Raw genomic sequence first — 15,686 nt, 5'->3', positions numbered from 1 at the left:
ACGCTGAAGCCGTGGGAGAGTGGCTTCAGGACTGGCTACTCGCCTCAAGTTGCCTCAGGCGTTCCTTTGTCTACGGGTCCCGCGGGCGGATGGTGACCCGTTCCGTTCTGAGGACGAATGTGTTCAGTACGAGCCTTCCCTTCTTCGTCCTGCCACTCCACCGTCAAATGCGGCAGCTTAAGGTGGTCGCCGGGTCCAGCTTCGACAAGTTCGGCCAGTGACGGGAACGGGTTCTTCGGCTTCATCAGAATGTTGCCTCGCGGCGGGATGTCTCCAAGGCTCCGAAACTCTCCGTACTCACGGCGACCCTCGTCGAAGTTCGTGTACGCCGAAACACGATTTGCCCAGCCCTGACCACGGTTTTCGATGTACCAGTGATAGGTCGTTCTGCGCTGCTCCAGGCTAAACGGCTGAGCATATGCACGGACCACGAGGCGCGCCGCGGTGCGCAGCTCAAGTGTGGCTTGTGCCGCGGCAGCAGACTCCTGCGCCGCGACGGCTAGCGCCTTCGTCGCTTCGATCTGCTCCTGCGCGTCAGCAGCAGCGCCATTGGCCTTATGCGCCTGAATTAAGCCGACGATCGCCACCGGCACGGACAAAACGAATGCCAACACGGCGACGAGAACCCCAGCCCAGTCGGCGCTCATCTGTCGACCTCATTCCGCTCCACGACGTCGAGCGCTGCAACAGCGTGCTCACCTCGGATAGTGTCGAACGTGACGGCGAGCATTGGCCTCTTGCCTCCGAGCCTCTCAAAAGCTTCCGGATAAGAGGGCATCCTCGGCTGGAATCGGCTCCAAAGACGGACGCTCTCGCCGGCGGCGATCCCGCCGAGGTGCATCTCGCCGTGCTCGGTGCTGTCGGGGTCGAAGTTCGGGACGACCTTCACGTCTAGTGCCGGTGCGCCACCGTGATTGATTACTCGCCATTCCCAGGTGTGCAGCTTCTTCGCTGACAGGCGGGGATCGCTCTCGTTCACATCCCGAGGCGTCTTGACAACAACAAACTCCAGCTGGGGTTCGAGCGACGCCAAGGTCGCGTCAGTCTGACGCTGCATCTCAGCAACTTGATCGTCCGCGGCCCGCACCTGCTCGCGAGCGGCGTCTACTTGGTCCTTGGCAGTCGTGGCCGCCTCGTTTGCCGACTTCGCTTGATTGCTTGCGTAGTAGATCCCGATCACAGTGAGCACGAGTGCCGCTGATGCGAGAATATCTGAAGGTGACAAATGGGGCTCCGAGTTCGCGTGACCTTTCCTCACACGTTACCGGCAACCACCGACCCCGCTAGGTGATGATGCGCACCCGGCGCGTCAGCGCCCCTTACGTGTGCTCGGCCCGCCGTCGCTCCGACTGTTCGTTTGTCTCACCGCGAGGGCGGCTGAGCGTGACGACGACGCCTTCGGGCCACGGATTGACCTCGACCCGCTGGACTGCCAGCCGAAGGAAGTTTCGCCTCTTCATCGGAGTCCAAGCGCGCCAGTCCACCCCGCCCGCTAGTGCGTCGGACAGCTGCGTCGTGCCGAGAAGATCGCCCCGCTGGCGTTCGATCCGGTCCGCCTCGTTGCGGATGCGCTCGCGTGGCCTACGAGTAAGGCGACTGTTCGAGTACGCCAGGATTGCGGAGAAATCACCGGCTCGCGCGCGCTACAACATGTCGGAGTACTGCGGTCGCATTTTCGTGGAGTTAGTCGACGCTGATGTCGTTGTCCACCAAGACCGCGGCCACCGTCAGGCCGTGTCGCGCGCCAGCCCGCGGCACAGCGCGTATTGCCGCTCGACACCCTGCTGGCGTCCCCCTCTAGGCTTCGAGATGCGCGCGTAGATCGCTGCCGAGCCGAACATCGCACGTCCTTCCATCGGACGGATGTACTTGGTGATTCGTTGTTGAAGCGCCAAAGTCTCCCCGCGCGGTTCTCGACGCGCTCCGGCAACCGCTCGAGTCCGGGCGGATCGCCGTGCACCGCTCCGCCGGTGCGGTCAGTTCCCCGAGCAGTGCCAAGTGATGATCGCGGCGAAGCCGTGCCCGTGCGGGCACGCCGGGCTCGCGCATGCGACGCCGTGCGAGTGCTCGGCCAGCACGGGCCAGCGGTACCTGGCACGGCTCTCGGGACCGCTCCTCGACCGCATCGACATCCGGGTGCGGATCCCGCGCGTCACCACGGGACCGGTCAGTGGCCGGGGCGCGGGTGCTTCGGTGCGCGGGCCTGCATGCCCATGTTCCGGTGCGCGTCCGCGTGAGCAGCGTCGACGTCCGCCTTGCCCCGGTCCGCGATGTTGCGCAACCACTTCGGGCCGCGCGTCTTCGCCCAGTCCCAGAAGCGGTGGAGCTGCGCCCGGAGCCACGTGATGATCCGGTGGAAGAAGTGGAACTCGCTCGCGAGGATCGTGAGCCCGATGAAGACCACGAGCCACCCGGGCCCGGGCAGCGGCACGAGGATCAGACCGATGATGACGACGAGGCCGCCGACGACCCCGACGAGCACCTTGTAGACGAGGTGCACGTGCGGCCGCGCGTGGATCCAGGCGCGGAGGTCACGGAACCACTGGAAGCGGTGGTGCCGCGCCTCCGAGGGCTCGACAGCGTCGGGTCGCTCGTCGGGGTTGCGGTCCATGTCGGCACGGTAGGGGCCGCGGCTGGGAAACAGCGCCGTGGCGGACGGCAGGGACCTGGACGGCGCACCACGAGCCTCCCGGCCGTCGTCACCGTCGGGTCGGCAACCCTGCCTGGAGGCTCGTCACGCGTGTGCGACGCACGTCGCAGCCCACGGGACGGCAGCCAGGCGCGCCTCCGGGATCGGCTCCCCACCGACCACGCAGCGGCCGTAGGTCCCGGCATCGAGCCGCGCGAGCGCGGCGTCCACCAGACGGATCCGCTCCCGGGCGTCGTCCCGCACCGCGCCGAGCGAACCGCGCTCCCACGCGAGGGTCGCACCCTCGGGGTCGTGCTCGTCGTCGGAGTTGGCGTCCTGCCGGGCGTCGCTGACGTCGCGCATGCTCTGCTCGACGCCGGCCAGCAGCCGCTCGTTGCGGAGGCGCTCGGCGGTGAGCGCGGCGCGGGGGTCGTCCATGACCCACGACGGTAGTCCGAGCCCGCTCGGGTCTGCCTCGGAATGGACGGTCGTGCAGATGCGTTCGCATGGACATGACCAAGATCGGGTTCCTGTCGTTCGGACACTGGCGCGACGTGCCAGGGTCGAAGGTGCGCAGCGCACGCGAGGCCCTCGTGCAGGCGGTCGACCTCGCCGTCGCCGCCGAGGAGGCAGGTGTCGACGGCGCCTACTTCCGCGTGCACCACTTCGCCCCGCAGCAGGCCGCACCGTTCCCGCTCCTGTCCGCCATCGCCGCCCGGACCAGCCGCATCGAGATCGGCACCGGCGTCATCGACATGCGCTACGAGAACCCGCTGTACATGGCCGAGGAAGCCGCCGCGACCGACCTCATCTCGGGCGGCCGACTGCAGCTCGGCGTCTCCCGGGGATCACCCGAGACCGCCCTCGCCGGTTACCAGCAGTTCGGCTACGTGCCGGACGCCGGGGACCCGAACGGCGCCGACCTCGCCCGGGCGCACACGAGCGTCTTCCGCCGCGCGATCGCCGGCGAGCCGATGGCGAACGCCGATCCGCAGATGACCGGGATGGCCGGATCGCTGCCCGTCTTCCCGCTGTCGGACACGCTCTCCGACCGCATCTGGTGGGGTGCCGGCACCCGAGCCACCGCGGAGTGGACCGCCGAACAGGGCATGAACCTCATGTCGTCGACGCTCCTGACCGAGGACACCGGTGTGCCGTTCGACGAGCTCCAGGCCGAGCAGATCGACCGCTTCCGGTCGACCTGGGAGCAGATGGGGTGGGAGCGGACCCCGCGGGTCTCGGTCTCGCGGAGCATCATCCCGATCATCGACGACGAGTCGCGGCACTACTTCGGTGTCCGGGCGCAGGTCGAGGGCCAGGACCAGGTCGGACACCTCGACGGCGGGCTCGCCCGCTTCGGCCGCTCGTACATCGGGTCGCCCGAAGACCTGGTCGTGGAGCTCGCCGCCGACCGGGCCGTCCGTGCTGCCGACACCGTGCTCGTCACCGTGCCGAACCAGCTCGGGGTCGACTTCAACGCCCGGCTGCTCGCCGCGGTGAAGGACGTCTTCACGGAGGTGGACGCGGCGCCCGTCCCCGCCTGAGCGCAGTGGTCCCCCATGTCGCCGACACCCGGTTTGGGCATGCCCACGGCCCACGCGCTCCCGTAGCGTCGAGGGGTACCGACCGAACTCCGTCTCCTCGAGGAGGACCCCGTGACGCTCCCGGCCGCCGGGTGGTTCCCCGATCCGCAGGACGCGACGCGACTGCGCTGGTGGGACGGCCGCACCTGGGCCGAGGCGACCCGCGCCCTGCCGCCCCGGACGGACCCGGTCGTGCCGGTGGTGGTCGCGCCCGTCGGGCCGTCGTTCTCCGTCGGCACCGCGACGATCGGGACTCGTCCGTGGGCGTCCGACGCCGGGAACGTCCGCCGACTCTGCGTGCTGACCGTCGTCGCCGCCCTGGCTGCAGCGCTCTCGGCGGCATGGAACCCGCTCGGGCTCGTCAGCGCAGCCGCATTGGCGATCGGGTCGGCGGCCGTGGTCGCGCCGCGGGCCACCGGCGGGTGGCGGGTGCTCTCGCGGAGCATCGCGGCGAGCGCCCTCGTCGTCGCGGTGGCCACGGCTGCTGTCGCCGCTTCGGCGCAGTACGGCCTGTTCTGACGCCGAGCGGCGCGGGCTCGCATCGCACTCGGCGCGCCGCACCACGGAAGCGACATCGAACCGCCACACCCCGCCGGTTCGATGTCGCTTTCGCGGTTCGACACCGCCCGAAGCACGGCTACGCCCGCCGCGCCCGCGGGTGTGCCGTCTGGTACACGTCGCGCAGCATGTCCGCCGTGACCATCGTGTAGATCTGCGTCGTCGCGACGCTCGCGTGCCCGAGCAACTCCTGCACGACGCGCACGTCCGCCCCGCCCTCGAGCAGGTGCGTCGCGAACGAGTGCCTGAACGTGTGCGGCGACACGTGCGCCTCGAGGTCCGCCGCAGCCGCAGCGGCCTGGATCACGAGCCACGCGCTCTGCCGGGACAGCCGCGCGCCACGGGCTCCGAGGAACAGCGCCGGCGTCGACGGCCCGCGCGCGGCGAACACCGGCCGAGCACGGACGAGGTACGCGTCGATCGCCGCCCGGGCGAAGCTGCCGAGCGGCACGATGCGTTGCTTGTTCCCCTTGCCTGTCACCCGCACGACGGACACCCCGGAGTCCTCCTCCGACAGCACGTCGTCCACGGACAGCCCCACCGCCTCGGAGATCCGCGCCCCCGTCGCGTAGAGCAGTTCGAGCAGTGCCCGGTCCCGCAGCTGCACGGGATCGTCCCCGACGACCGCGCCGAGCAGCCGCTCCATGTCGTGCACAGAGATCGCCTTCGGCAGTCGCATCGGTGCCTTCGGCGGTCGGACGGCGGTGCCGGGGTCGAGCGGTAGCCAGCCCTCCCCCGCAGCGAACGCCGTGAAGGACCGCACCGAGCTGAGCATCCGCGCGATCGACCGTGGCGCGAGCGGCTCGGGCCGGGTGGCGAGGTGCTCCACGAACCCGGCGATGTCCGCCCGCGCAATCCGACCCACGTCGTCGACGGCAGCGGCTCCCCCGGCGCGGTCGGCTCCCGCGGAGTCGACGACCGGCGCGACGGCCAACCAGTCCGCGAACACCGAGAGGTCCCGTCGGTAGGCCGACACGGTGTGCTGCGACAGCCCGCGCTCGATCGCGACGTGCCGTAGGTAGGTCTCCGTGGCCTGCGCGAGCGTGGTCACCGGGTCACCGTGACGACCGGCACGCTACCGACGGGCAGCGGCATCAGCGGCGAGCACCGCCACGACGAGCCCTGAGTTGTGCAGCCTTCCGTCGAGGATCGCCGACACGAGTTCCTCGCGGGGCACCCACCGCTTCACGATGTCGGCCTCTTCGGCTTCCCGCTCGAACGCCGACGCCGTGGCCCGGATGCCGCGGGCGCGGTAGATCTCGAGGAACTCGTCGCTTCCACCCGAGGACGTGTTGTACGTGACCAGGTGCTCCCACTCGTCGGCCTCGACGTCGGCCTCCTCGGCGAGCTCGCGCTTCGCGGCCACGAGGTGGTCCTCGCCCGGGTGGTCGAGGAGCCCTGCGGGCAGCTCCCAGTCGCGCACCCGGACGGGGTGCCGGTACTGCTGGATGACGAGCACGCGCTCTTCGTCGTCCTCCGCGTAGACGGCGACGGCCCCGGTGTGGTCGATGTACTCGCGCACCATCGAGCCGTCGCCGTAGGCGACGGTGTCCCGCTTGACGTTCCACACGACGCCCTCGTACACGACCGTGGAGTCGATGACGTCGAAGGAGGTGGGCTCGTCTGCGATGGGTGCGTCGGTCACGTGGTCAATCCTGGCACGCGCGGAGGCGAGCGAGACCAGGTGGACGTGACCCGGAGACGGACGGGAGGCGCGGTGCCAGCTGGCACCACGCCTCCAGGCCGTCGGATGGTCGCGTCAGGCAGCCGACTCCTGCGGGTCGAACAGGCTCGAGGCACCCGCACGCTCGATCGCCGCACCGACCAGCCCGGCGAACAGCGGGTGCGCGTTCGTCGGACGCGACCGGAGCTCCGGGTGCGCCTGCGTGGCGATGTAGAACGGGTGCACCTCGCGCGGCAGCTCCACGTACTCGACGAGCGTGCCGTCGGGCGAGGTGCCCGAGAACACCAGGCCGGCGTCCGCGATCTGCTGGCGGTACTGGTTGTTGACCTCGTAGCGGTGACGGTGGCGCTCCGATGCCTCCTGGGCACCGTAGAGCTCGGCAGCGAGCGACCCGTCGGTGAAGTGCGCCGGGTAGAGGCCGAGGCGCATGGTCCCGCCGAGGTCACCGCCGGCGATGATGTCGACCTGCTCCGCCATGGTCGCGATGACCGGCGTCGTGGTCTCCGGGTCGAACTCGGTGCTCGACGCGTCGGTCAGCCCAGCCTCGTGGCGGGCGTACTCGATGACCATGCACTGCAGGCCGAGGCAGAGGCCCAGTGTCGGGATGCCCTGCTCACGTGCGAACCGGAGCGCACCGAGCTTGCCTTCGATGCCGCGTACGCCGAAGCCGCCGGGGACGCAGATGCCGTCGACGTCGCCGAGGTGCTTCGCGGCGCCCTCGGGCGTCGTGCAGTCGTCGGACACGACCCACTTGAGCTTCACGCGGGCGTTGTGGGCGAACCCGCCGGCGCGGAGGGCCTCGGTGACCGAGAGGTACGCGTCGGGGAGGTCGATGTACTTGCCGACGAGGGCGATCGTGACCTCCTTCTTCGGCTCGTGCACCGCGTCGAGGACCGGCTTCCACGCCGACCAGTCGACGTCGTGCGCCTCGAGACGGAGGGCGTCGATGATGACCTGGTCGAGCCCCTGGTCGTGCAGCAGCCCCGGGAGGTCGTAGATCGACGGCACGTCGACGGCGTTCACGACGGCATCCTCGTCGACGTCGCACATCAGGGCGATCTTGCGCTTGTTCGAGTCCGACACGGGACGGTCGCTGCGGAGGACGAGCGCGTCCGGCTGGATGCCGATCGAGCGGAGCTGCGCGACGGAGTGCTGCGTCGGCTTGGTCTTCTGCTCGCCGGAGGCGTTCATGAACGGCACGAGCGAGACGTGCACGAAGAAGACGTTGTTCCGGCCGAGCTCGTGGCGCACCTGACGCGCCGACTCGATGAACGGCTGCGACTCGATGTCGCCGACCGTGCCGCCGACCTCGGTGATGATGACGTCGGGCTGGGGGTCGTTCTCGGCCTGCTCGCGCATCCGACGCTTGATCTCGTCGGTGATGTGCGGGATGACCTGGACCGTGTCGCCGAGGTACTCGCCCCGACGCTCCTTGGCGATGACGCTCGAGTAGACCTGCCCGGTCGTGACGTTCGCCGCCTGCGAGAGGTTGATGTCGAGGAAGCGCTCGTAGTGCCCGATGTCGAGGTCGGTCTCGGCGCCGTCGTCGGTCACGAAGACCTCGCCGTGCTGGAACGGGTTCATCGTGCCCGGGTCCACGTTGAGGTACGGGTCGAGCTTCTGCATGACGACCTTGAGGCCGCGCGCCGTGAGCAGGTTGCCGAGGCTGGCCGCCGTCAGGCCCTTGCCGAGAGACGAGACGACCCCGCCGGTCACGAAGATCTGCTTCGTCACCTTCGGGGTCTGGTTCGAAGATTGTGTTCCGCCGCTGTAAGTGTCCGCCACGGGCTTCCATCCTACGTCAGATCGGACGGGAGGCGCGACCCGCGTTCGCCGCGGGCGTTGCGGCAGACACGAGGTCGGGCCCGGCAGGCGTGCGCGGCTGGTCCGCCGCGGTGGGTGGTGCTCCCGCGCACAGCTGGTGCGTTCGCGCGCGCCTGGTGCGTTCGCGCGCGGCTGGTGCGTTCGCGCGCGGCTGGTGCGTTCGCGCGCGCCTGGTGCGTTCGCGCGCGCCTGGTGCTTTCGCGCGCGCCTGGTGCGTTCGCGCACACCTGGTCATCCGGTTCGACCAGGCACGCCCGGAACGACCGATCATCGCGTGCGTCATGGGAAAGAACGACCGTCGCGTCACCGTCGGGAGACACGCGCAGCGCCACCCGACCGAGAACGCGAGGGTCGTGGCGGAGGCAGGACGGGCCTCCAGACCGACCAGCTTGCGCCGATGGCGGGTGGTCCGGCAGAGGGAGGGCAAGCCTCCGGTCCGAGCGGGGCCCGCCCCGAGCCATGCGCACCGCCGGAAGGACGCACCGCGGACAGCACACGCTCCAGAGAGGACGCGCACCCGTGTCCGGTCGCTGCTCCGGCAACCGGGTCGGGGCGTCGTCACACCGACTGGCCGGCCACCTCGAGGAGCTCGCGGGCGTGCTCCATGCCGCTCGCACTGTCGCCGAGGCCGGAGAGCAGCCGCGCCATCTCCTGCAGCCGCTCCTCGCCGTCGAGCCGGCGCACGCTCGACGAGGTGACCGCGCCGCTGGCGTCCTTCACGACGTTGAGGTGGTTGTTCGCGAACGCCGCGACCTGCGCGAGGTGCGTCACGACGATGACCTGCGTCCGCTCCGCGAGCTGCGCGAGCCGCCGCCCGATCTCGATCGCCGCCGCACCGCCGACACCGGCGTCGACCTCGTCGAAGACGAATGTCGGCACCGTGGTGCTGCCGGCCATCACGACCTCGATCGCGAGCATCACCCGCGAGAGCTCACCGCCGGACGCCCCCTTGCCGATCGGACGCGGGTCGGTGCCGGAATGCGGCTGCAGGAGGATCGCCACCTGGTCGCGACCGTGTCGGCGGTACTCCCCCGCGTCGGTGACCTCGACCACGAGGGTGGCGCCCGCCATCGCGAGCGACTTCAGTTCGGCGGTGACGCGCTTCGCGAGGTCGCCGGCCGCCTTGGTCCGGGCCGCGGTGAGGGCACCGGCGGCGTCCGCGAGGGCCCGTTCGTCCTGCTCGACCGCCTGCTGCAGTGCAGCGATGCGGTCGTCGTCGCCGTCGAGCTCCAGGAGTCGTTCGCCGGCGCGCTGCCCGTACGCGATGACGTCGTCGACGGTCTCACCGTACTTGCGTGTGAGCCCGGCGAGCAGGGCACGCCGTTCGTTGATGAGCTCGAGGTCGTGACCTGCGTCCGGTTCGAGCGAGCCGAGGTAGCTCGACAGGCTCGCAGACGCTTCCGTCGCCTGGATGCTCAGCTCCGTCAGCTGTTCGAGCACGGGCTGCAGCGCGGCGTCCGAAGCCGCGACGCGCTCGACCGCTCGGCGTGCCGACTCGACGAGGCCGACGACGTCCGGTGCACCCTCGAGCGACTCGCTCGACAGCGCTTCGTGCGCGAGGCCTGCCGACAGCCGGAGTTCCTCGAGGTTGCCGAGCCGCTCGGCCCGTTCCGCGAGTTCGACGTCCTCACCCGGCTGCGGGTCGGCGGCCTCGATCTCGTCCGAGGCCGCGCGGATCCGCTCCGCCTCGGCGACGCGGTCGTCGCGGTCACGCGTGAGCGTCTCGAGTTCGCCCGCGTGCTGCTGCCACGCGTCGTACGCCGCGACGTACGCGTCGAACGCCTTCTGGAGCTTCGGACCGCCGAACCCGTCGAGGGCCGCGCGCTGGGCAGCGGCCGACGTGAGGCGGATCTGGTCGGACTGGCCGTGCACGGTGACGAGCTGGTCGGCGAGTTCCCCGAGCACCGCGACCGGGGCGCTGCGACCGCCGACCGTCGCGCGGCTGCGGCCCTCCGCCGACACGGTGCGGGTGAGGATGAGCTCGCCGTCCTCGACGGCACCGCCGGCGTCCTCGACCCGTTCGGCGACGGCGTCGTGGTCCGGCACGTGCCAGCGTCCCTCGACGACGGCGGACGACGCACCCCGACGGACGGCACCGGCGTCCGCACGGGCGCCGAGCAGGAGGCCGAGTGCGGTGACGATCATCGTCTTGCCTGCGCCGGTCTCACCGGTCACGACGGTGAAGCCCGGGCCGAGTTCGAGCGTGGCGTCACCGATCACTCCGAGGTCGGCGATCGAGATCTCCTCGATCACTGATCGACCTCGTCGTCGCGCTGCGGGCCGCGCCAGCCGGTGACGGGCAGGCGGAACTTCGCCACCAGCCGGTCGGTGAACGGGGCGTCCTTGAGCCGCGCCACCCGCACGGGTTCGGAGGACCGGTGCACCTCGACGCGCGCACCCGGCGGCAGGTCGTGCGCTCGGCGGCCGTCGCACCACAGCACGCCGACGCCGCTCGTCCGGCGCAGCACCTCGACCGCGAGGGTGCAGTCCGGGCCGACGACGATGGGGCGGGAGAACAGTGCGTGCGCGCTCAGCGGCACCATGAGGATCGCGTCGACGTCCGGCCAGACGATCGGACCGCCGCCGGAGAACGAGTACGCCGTGGAGCCGGTCGGGGTCGAGATGACCACACCGTCACAACCGAAGGACGACAGCGGGCGGCCGTCGACCTCGGTGACGACCTCGAGCATGCGTTCGCGCGACGCCTTCTCGATCGTGGCCTCGTTGAGCGCCCAGGAGGAGTACACGGTCTCCTGGCCGACGACGACGTCGACCTGCAGCGCCACGCGCTCCTCGACGTGGTACTCACCACGCAGGGTCCGCTGCACGGTCTCCTCGAGGTCGGGGCGTTCACTCTCGGCCAGGAACCCGACGTGTCCGAGGTTCACCCCGACGAGCGCCGCACGGGTCCCGCGGACGAGCTCTGCCGCGCGGAGGATGGTGCCGTCGCCGCCGAGCACGATGACGATCTCGAGCTGGTCCGCCTGCACGTCGACACCGAGGATGTCGACCTTGCCCACGGACGCCTCGGCCCGCCGGACGTCGGCGTACTCGTCGAACGGCATCACGGGGGTCACCCCGGCGGCGTGCAGGATGTCGCAGACCTCGACCGCGGCGTCGATCGAGTCCTGCCGCCCGGTGTGCGAGACGAGCAGGATGTGCCGTTCGTCGCTCATGCCACCCCTTCCGCCAGGCTCGTCGCCCGGCCGATCCATTCTGTCGGATTGGTACCGACACCACGCTGGAAGCGCGCGAGGTACTCGTGGTTGCCGTGCGTGCCGACGATGGGCGAGGCCGCGAGACCGGATGTCCCGAGGCCCGCGTCCCACGCCGACCAGAGCACGTTCATGAGCGCGTCGTTCCGGAGACCCGCGTCCCGCACGATGCCCTCTCGGACGCCGCCACGGCCGACCTCGAACTGCGGCTTGACCAGCAGCACGAAGTCGTCGGACGGCACCGCGGACGCGAGCACCGGCAGCACGATCCGGAGTGAGATGAAGGACAGGTCACCGACCACGAGGGACGTCTCGGCCGCTGCCGGATCGAGCGCGGCGTACGACTCCGCGGTGAGGTTCCGCGCGTTGCATCCCTCGACCACGGCCACCCGGTCGTCGAGGGCGACCACGGGGTCCAGCTGACCGTGGCCGACGTCGAGCGCGATGACCCGACGGGCACCGTGTGCCAGGAGCACCTGCGTGAAGCCGCCCGTGCTCGCGCCGACGTCGAGTGCAACCCGTGCGGCTGGGTCGATGTCGAAGGCGTCGAGGGCTCCGACGAGCTTGCGCGCAGCACGGGAGACCCACGCGTCCCCGGCGTCGACGACGATCGCGGCGTCCGCACGGGTCGGGTGGGACGGCTTGACCACCGCGACCCCGGCCACCGTGACGCGCCCGTCCTGGATCAGCTTGGCCGCCGCCGTGCGTGACCGCGCGAGTCCGCGTTCGGCGACGAGCGCGTCGAGACGGACGGGACCGCCGCGAGCGCCCACGGGTGCTCCGGCGGGCTCATGCACCAGCCGTGCCGCCGCTCTCGAGCCGGGTGCGGAGTTCGTCGTGCAACGCCGCGAAAGCGTCCGCACGGTCCGCGACGTCGAGGTCCTCCGCCGCTGCGGTCCGTGCGGCGAAGTCCTCGTGGTCCTGCTCGGACACCGGAGCGCCGGGAGCGCCGCCCGGCTTCGGACGCGCCGGCACGGCAGCGGGCTGCTGCGGCGTCGGGCGGTCCTCGTTCGGCACGTCCGTCACGCTACTCGCCGCCGTACAGCTTCGGGTCCACGTCGAGACCGTAGATGGCCAGTCCCGACTCCCAGATGATCGTCGCACCGGCGCGCAGACGATCGAGGTCGGCCCCGTCGTCGAGCACCCGCACGACGTGCCCACGCATGGCGACCGTGGACTCGCCGACCGTGACGTACCGGGTGCCGTCTTGGTCCTCGCGCCGGACCGTCACCGGGTACGGCGCCGACAGACCGCGGAGGTCGCCGAGGATGAACGTCGGTCGCGACTTCGGGTCGGCCGCGAGGACCTGCTTCGCCTGGTCGATCCCGGTCAGGACGAGGACGCTCGGGATGCCGGCGTCGTTCGCGCCCTTGATGTCGGTGTCGAGTCGGTCGCCGATGAACAACGGGTGCTCCCCGCCGAACCGGGCGAGGGCCGCGTCGAAGATCGGTCGTTCGGGCTTGCCCGCGACGACCGGCATACGGCCGACCGCCTGGTGTACGGCCGACACGAGCGTGCCGTTGCCGGGCGCGATGCCGCGCTCGACCGGGATCGACCAGTCCATGTTCGTCGCGACCCACGGCACGTCCGGATCGGCGAGCGCGAAGGACGCCTCCGCGAGCTCCTTCCACCCGAGGTCGGGCGAGAAGCCCTGGATGACCGCCGCCGGGGAGTCCTCGGCGCTGTTCGTGACCGTGAAACCGGCTTCCTCGGCGATGCTTGTGAGACCGAGGCCACCGGTCACCAGGACCGTCGACCCGGGCGGCACGAGCGTCGACAGAAGTCGGACCCCGGCCTGCGAGGAGGTCACGACGTCGTCAGCGGCGACCTCGAGGCCGAAGGCCTCGAGGTGTTCGGCCACGTCGACCGGACGCCGCGACGCGTTGTTCGTGATGTACCCGACGCGGGCGCCGAGCGACGCCCGCGTGAGGGACTCGACCGCGTGCGAGATCGCGTTGCGGCCGCGGTACACGACGCCGTCGAGGTCCGTGAGGACCAGGTCGACACCGTGCGTGGGTGGAACCGGGACGTCAGCCGGGTGCTGCGCCGCGTCGGTCGGCTGCCGAGCCGTGTCAGTCGGCTGCGGAGCCGTCGACGTCGACGGGGTTGTCGTCGTCGATCTCTCCGGGCTCGTCGGCGGGGCCGGGCTCGTCGAGAGGAGCGGGTTCGTCTGCTGGCTCGAGCTCGTCGTCGGCATCCTGCTCGACTGCGGGCTCGTCGGGCTGCTCGGCGTCGTCCTCTCGGCGTCCTTCGTCCTCGATCGCTTCCTCGACCACATCAACCGTCTCCCAAGCATCCTCGTCAGCGGCCTCGGCCAACGCCGCGGTCGCATGGTCGACACGGGCCCACCACTCGTCGGCCTCGTCCTGACGACCCAGCTCCTCGAGCGTGGCCGCGTAAGCACTGTAGAGCGCCGGGGACCAGCTGTAGGCAGTGGAGGGGTCGAGCTGTGGAATCTCCAGCTCGCCGAGCGCAGCCTGTGGATTGCCGAGGTCGAGGCGTGCGCCGGACATCGCGATCGCGAGCTCCACCTGCACGGGGGTGTCGAGGGCTGCGCGGTCGACCGAACGACCGAGCTCGAGCGCACGCTCGGGCCGGCCGAGGCCGCGCTCGCAGTCGACCATCATCGGCAGCTGGTCGTTCTTGCCGGCGATGCGCCGGTAGGTCCGCAGCTCACGGAGCGCGGTGGCGAAGTCGCCGAGGCGGTACGCGGTGATCGCGGCCGTCTCCCGGACGACGGCGACCCGACCGGCACGACGTGCAGCGCTCAGTGCGTGCTGGTTCGCCGTCTCGGGGTCGACGTCCACGAGGAGCGCCGCCGAGACGAGGTGCTTCGCGACCCAGTCGGCGTTGTCCTTGCTGAGCGTCTTGAGTTCCGCGCGGGCAGCGGGGTCGAGGTCACGGGCCTGCACGCCGTCCGGGATCTCCGGATCGTCGTGGCGGGGTCGGATCGACTTGGTGCCGTACGGGTCGCGGTCCTCCCAGTCGTCCCGGGCTGCCTCCCCGAAGCGTGCGCCGGCGTGGCGGGAACCGTCCCCGAAGCGACGACGCTCGTCGCCGCCGTCGCGACGCGGACGGTCGGAGTCGCCGCGGAAGGGCCGGCCGCCGTCACGAGCGGGACGGTCCGAGCGGAACCACCGATCACCATCACGAGCGGGACGGTCCGAGCGGAACGACCGATCACCATCACGACGCGGACGATCGGCACCACCACGGAACGAACGGTCACCATCACGCGCCGGACGATCGCCACGGAACGGACGGTCACCATCACGCGCCGGACGATCGTTACGGAACGGACGGTCACCATCGCGCGCCGGACGATCGTTACGGAACGGACGGTCACCATCACGCGCCGGACGATCGTTCCGGAACGGGCGGTCACCATCGCGTGCAGGACGGGACGAACGATCGCCGTCACGGCGCGGACGATCGGCGCCACCACGGTACGGACGATCGCCATCGCGCTGCGGCCGATCGGACCCGCCACGGGACGGACGGTCGCCTTCACGCTGCGGACGGTACGGACGATCACCGTCACGCTGCGGACGGTACGGACGATCACCGTCACGCTGCGGACGGTACGGACGATCACCGTCACGCTGCGGACGGTACGGACGATCACCGTCACGCTGCGGACGGTACGGACGATCACCGTCGCGCTCCGGACGGCCAGCACCACGTGGACCGTCGCCGCGCGGCGGACGCCCAGTGTCAGAACGGTCCCCGCGCCATGCAGGACGGTCACCACGCTGGGAACCGTCGCGGAACGGACGACCACCATCTCGGCGAGGGCCGTCGTCACGACGGCTACCCTCCCGACGCTCGAAGTCGCGAGGCCCGGACGACCAACGGCCACCCTGACCGCCGTCACGACGAGGCCCACGGTCTCCGTCTCGACGCGGCCTGTCCGGACGGCCTTCGCCGTCTCGTCGCTGTTCGTCGTCGTTCGCCACCGTCGCTCCTCGTCTGCGCGCCCGGTCACCCGAGCTGTCGTCCGCTGTGTCGTTGTCATTGGGTGCCGGCCGCGAGCCCGCCACACGCCCAGTTCATCACGAACCGTGCCGCGCGTCGAGGCGAACGTCCGCCACAAACAGAAATGGCCACCGACCCTCGCGGGAGCTGGTATTCCCAGATCCCGACGGAGGGCCGATGGCCACGTCGTTCTTGCAAGTTGAGTCCGGCGGCGTCCT

16 protein-coding genes and 1 pseudogene are annotated in these 15,686 nt (G+C 70.6%); 4 read left to right on the top strand and 13 right to left on the bottom strand.

The features are described from left to right. Positions 1–44: 44 nt before the first annotated feature. Positions 45–647, bottom strand: a complete 603-nt coding sequence (locus tag NS184_RS17775) for a hypothetical protein (RefSeq protein WP_152998117.1) — start codon at positions 645–647, stop codon at positions 45–47. Beyond that, a complete protein-coding gene (locus NS184_RS07835; protein WP_152998116.1) occupies positions 644–1,189 on the bottom strand; it encodes a hypothetical protein in 546 nt (181 codons plus the stop codon). The genes NS184_RS17775 and NS184_RS07835 overlap by 4 nt, the downstream gene beginning before the upstream one ends. Positions 1,190–1,888: 699 nt before the next feature. Between NS184_RS07835 and NS184_RS18965 the strand changes: the two are divergent. Next, positions 1,889–2,148, top strand: a pseudogene (locus tag NS184_RS18965) (ATP-binding protein); the annotation flags it as partial. Positions 2,149–2,167: 19 nt separating this feature from the next. Here the strand turns inward: NS184_RS18965 and NS184_RS17360 are convergent. Next, positions 2,168–2,611: a TIGR02611 family protein gene (locus tag NS184_RS17360; protein WP_083513538.1), complete on the bottom strand. Its 444-nt coding sequence runs from the start codon at positions 2,609–2,611 to the stop codon at positions 2,168–2,170. A gap of 123 nt (positions 2,612–2,734) precedes the next feature. Then, positions 2,735–3,067 carry a TraR/DksA family transcriptional regulator gene (locus NS184_RS07820; protein WP_058725561.1) on the bottom strand — a complete coding sequence of 111 codons (333 nt, stop codon included), beginning with the start codon at positions 3,065–3,067 and terminating at the stop codon, positions 2,735–2,737. A 68-nt stretch (positions 3,068–3,135) separates the two neighbouring features. On the opposite strand from NS184_RS07820, the gene NS184_RS07815 reads away from it, so the two are divergent. After that, positions 3,136–4,173 carry an LLM class flavin-dependent oxidoreductase gene (locus tag NS184_RS07815; RefSeq protein ID WP_058725560.1) on the top strand — a complete coding sequence of 346 codons (1,038 nt, stop codon included), beginning with the start codon at positions 3,136–3,138 and terminating at the stop codon, positions 4,171–4,173. 111 nt (positions 4,174–4,284) lie between these two features. Next, complete coding sequence (locus NS184_RS07810) at positions 4,285–4,731, top strand: DUF2510 domain-containing protein (protein ID WP_058725559.1); 447 nt, start codon at positions 4,285–4,287, stop codon at positions 4,729–4,731. 118 nt (positions 4,732–4,849) lie between these two features. Here NS184_RS07810 and NS184_RS07805 read toward each other — a convergent pair whose 3' ends face one another. The 9 genes from NS184_RS07805 to NS184_RS07765 all read right to left on the bottom strand — a co-directional run bounded on the left by NS184_RS07805 (position 4,850) and on the right by NS184_RS07765 (position 14,405). Then, on the bottom strand, positions 4,850–5,821 hold the full coding sequence (locus NS184_RS07805) for a site-specific tyrosine recombinase XerD (protein WP_058725558.1): 972 nt from the start codon (positions 5,819–5,821) through the stop codon (positions 4,850–4,852). Positions 5,822–5,845: 24 nt separating this feature from the next. After that, positions 5,846–6,415 carry an NUDIX domain-containing protein gene (locus NS184_RS07800; protein WP_058725557.1) on the bottom strand — a complete coding sequence of 190 codons (570 nt, stop codon included), beginning with the start codon at positions 6,413–6,415 and terminating at the stop codon, positions 5,846–5,848. Between the two features lie 114 nt (positions 6,416–6,529). Beyond that, on the bottom strand, positions 6,530–8,239 hold the full coding sequence (locus NS184_RS07795; protein ID WP_058725556.1) for a CTP synthase: 1,710 nt from the start codon (positions 8,237–8,239) through the stop codon (positions 6,530–6,532). A 597-nt stretch (positions 8,240–8,836) separates the two neighbouring features. Further along, positions 8,837–10,531 carry a DNA repair protein RecN gene (gene recN / locus NS184_RS07790; RefSeq protein ID WP_058725555.1) on the bottom strand — a complete coding sequence of 565 codons (1,695 nt, stop codon included), beginning with the start codon at positions 10,529–10,531 and terminating at the stop codon, positions 8,837–8,839. Beyond that, a complete protein-coding gene (locus tag NS184_RS07785) occupies positions 10,528–11,454 on the bottom strand; it encodes an NAD kinase (RefSeq protein WP_058725554.1) in 927 nt (308 codons plus the stop codon). Before NS184_RS07785 ends, recN begins: the two co-directional genes overlap by 4 nt. After that, positions 11,451–12,290 carry a TlyA family RNA methyltransferase gene (locus NS184_RS07780; RefSeq protein WP_083513537.1) on the bottom strand — a complete coding sequence of 280 codons (840 nt, stop codon included), beginning with the start codon at positions 12,288–12,290 and terminating at the stop codon, positions 11,451–11,453. Before NS184_RS07780 ends, NS184_RS07785 begins: the two co-directional genes overlap by 4 nt. Then, the gene (locus NS184_RS07775; RefSeq protein ID WP_152998115.1) at positions 12,283–12,510 is read right to left on the bottom strand and encodes a hypothetical protein; all 228 of its coding nucleotides are present in this window, start codon (positions 12,508–12,510) and stop codon (positions 12,283–12,285) included. The genes NS184_RS07780 and NS184_RS07775 overlap by 8 nt, the downstream gene beginning before the upstream one ends. Before the next feature lie 10 nt (positions 12,511–12,520). Next, on the bottom strand, positions 12,521–13,492 hold the full coding sequence (locus tag NS184_RS07770; protein ID WP_058725614.1) for an HAD-IIA family hydrolase: 972 nt from the start codon (positions 13,490–13,492) through the stop codon (positions 12,521–12,523). Between the two features lie 73 nt (positions 13,493–13,565). Continuing rightward, complete coding sequence (locus NS184_RS07765; RefSeq protein WP_058725551.1) at positions 13,566–14,405, bottom strand: hypothetical protein; 840 nt, start codon at positions 14,403–14,405, stop codon at positions 13,566–13,568. A gap of 108 nt (positions 14,406–14,513) precedes the next feature. Between NS184_RS07765 and NS184_RS17770 the strand changes: the two genes are divergently transcribed. Then, the gene (locus tag NS184_RS17770) at positions 14,514–15,671 is read left to right on the top strand and encodes a hypothetical protein (RefSeq protein ID WP_152998114.1); all 1,158 of its coding nucleotides are present in this window, start codon (positions 14,514–14,516) and stop codon (positions 15,669–15,671) included. The last annotated feature ends 15 nt before the right edge of the window (positions 15,672–15,686 follow it).

Source organism: Curtobacterium luteum (genome assembly GCF_001475545.1).
Classification (GTDB): Bacteria; Actinomycetota; Actinomycetes; order Actinomycetales; family Microbacteriaceae; genus Curtobacterium; species Curtobacterium luteum_A.
The sequence above is the reverse complement of the archived record's forward strand: the minus strand, read 5'-3'. Positions and strand labels throughout refer to the sequence as shown.

Excerpts from the sequence above, each read along its gene's own strand:
- NS184_RS07820 (WP_058725561.1), bottom strand. The coding sequence starts at position 3,067 with ATGGACGACCCCCGCGCCGCGCTCACCGCCGAGCGCCTCCGCAACGAG.
- NS184_RS07785 (WP_058725554.1), bottom strand. The coding sequence starts at position 11,454 with ATGAGCGACGAACGGCACATCCTGCTCGTCTCGCACACCGGGCGGCAG.
- NS184_RS07815 (WP_058725560.1), top strand. The coding sequence starts at position 3,136 with ATGGACATGACCAAGATCGGGTTCCTGTCGTTCGGACACTGGCGCGAC.
- NS184_RS17360 (WP_083513538.1), bottom strand. The coding sequence starts at position 2,611 with ATGGACCGCAACCCCGACGAGCGACCCGACGCTGTCGAGCCCTCGGAG.
- NS184_RS17775 (WP_152998117.1), bottom strand. The coding sequence starts at position 647 with ATGAGCGCCGACTGGGCTGGGGTTCTCGTCGCCGTGTTGGCATTCGTT.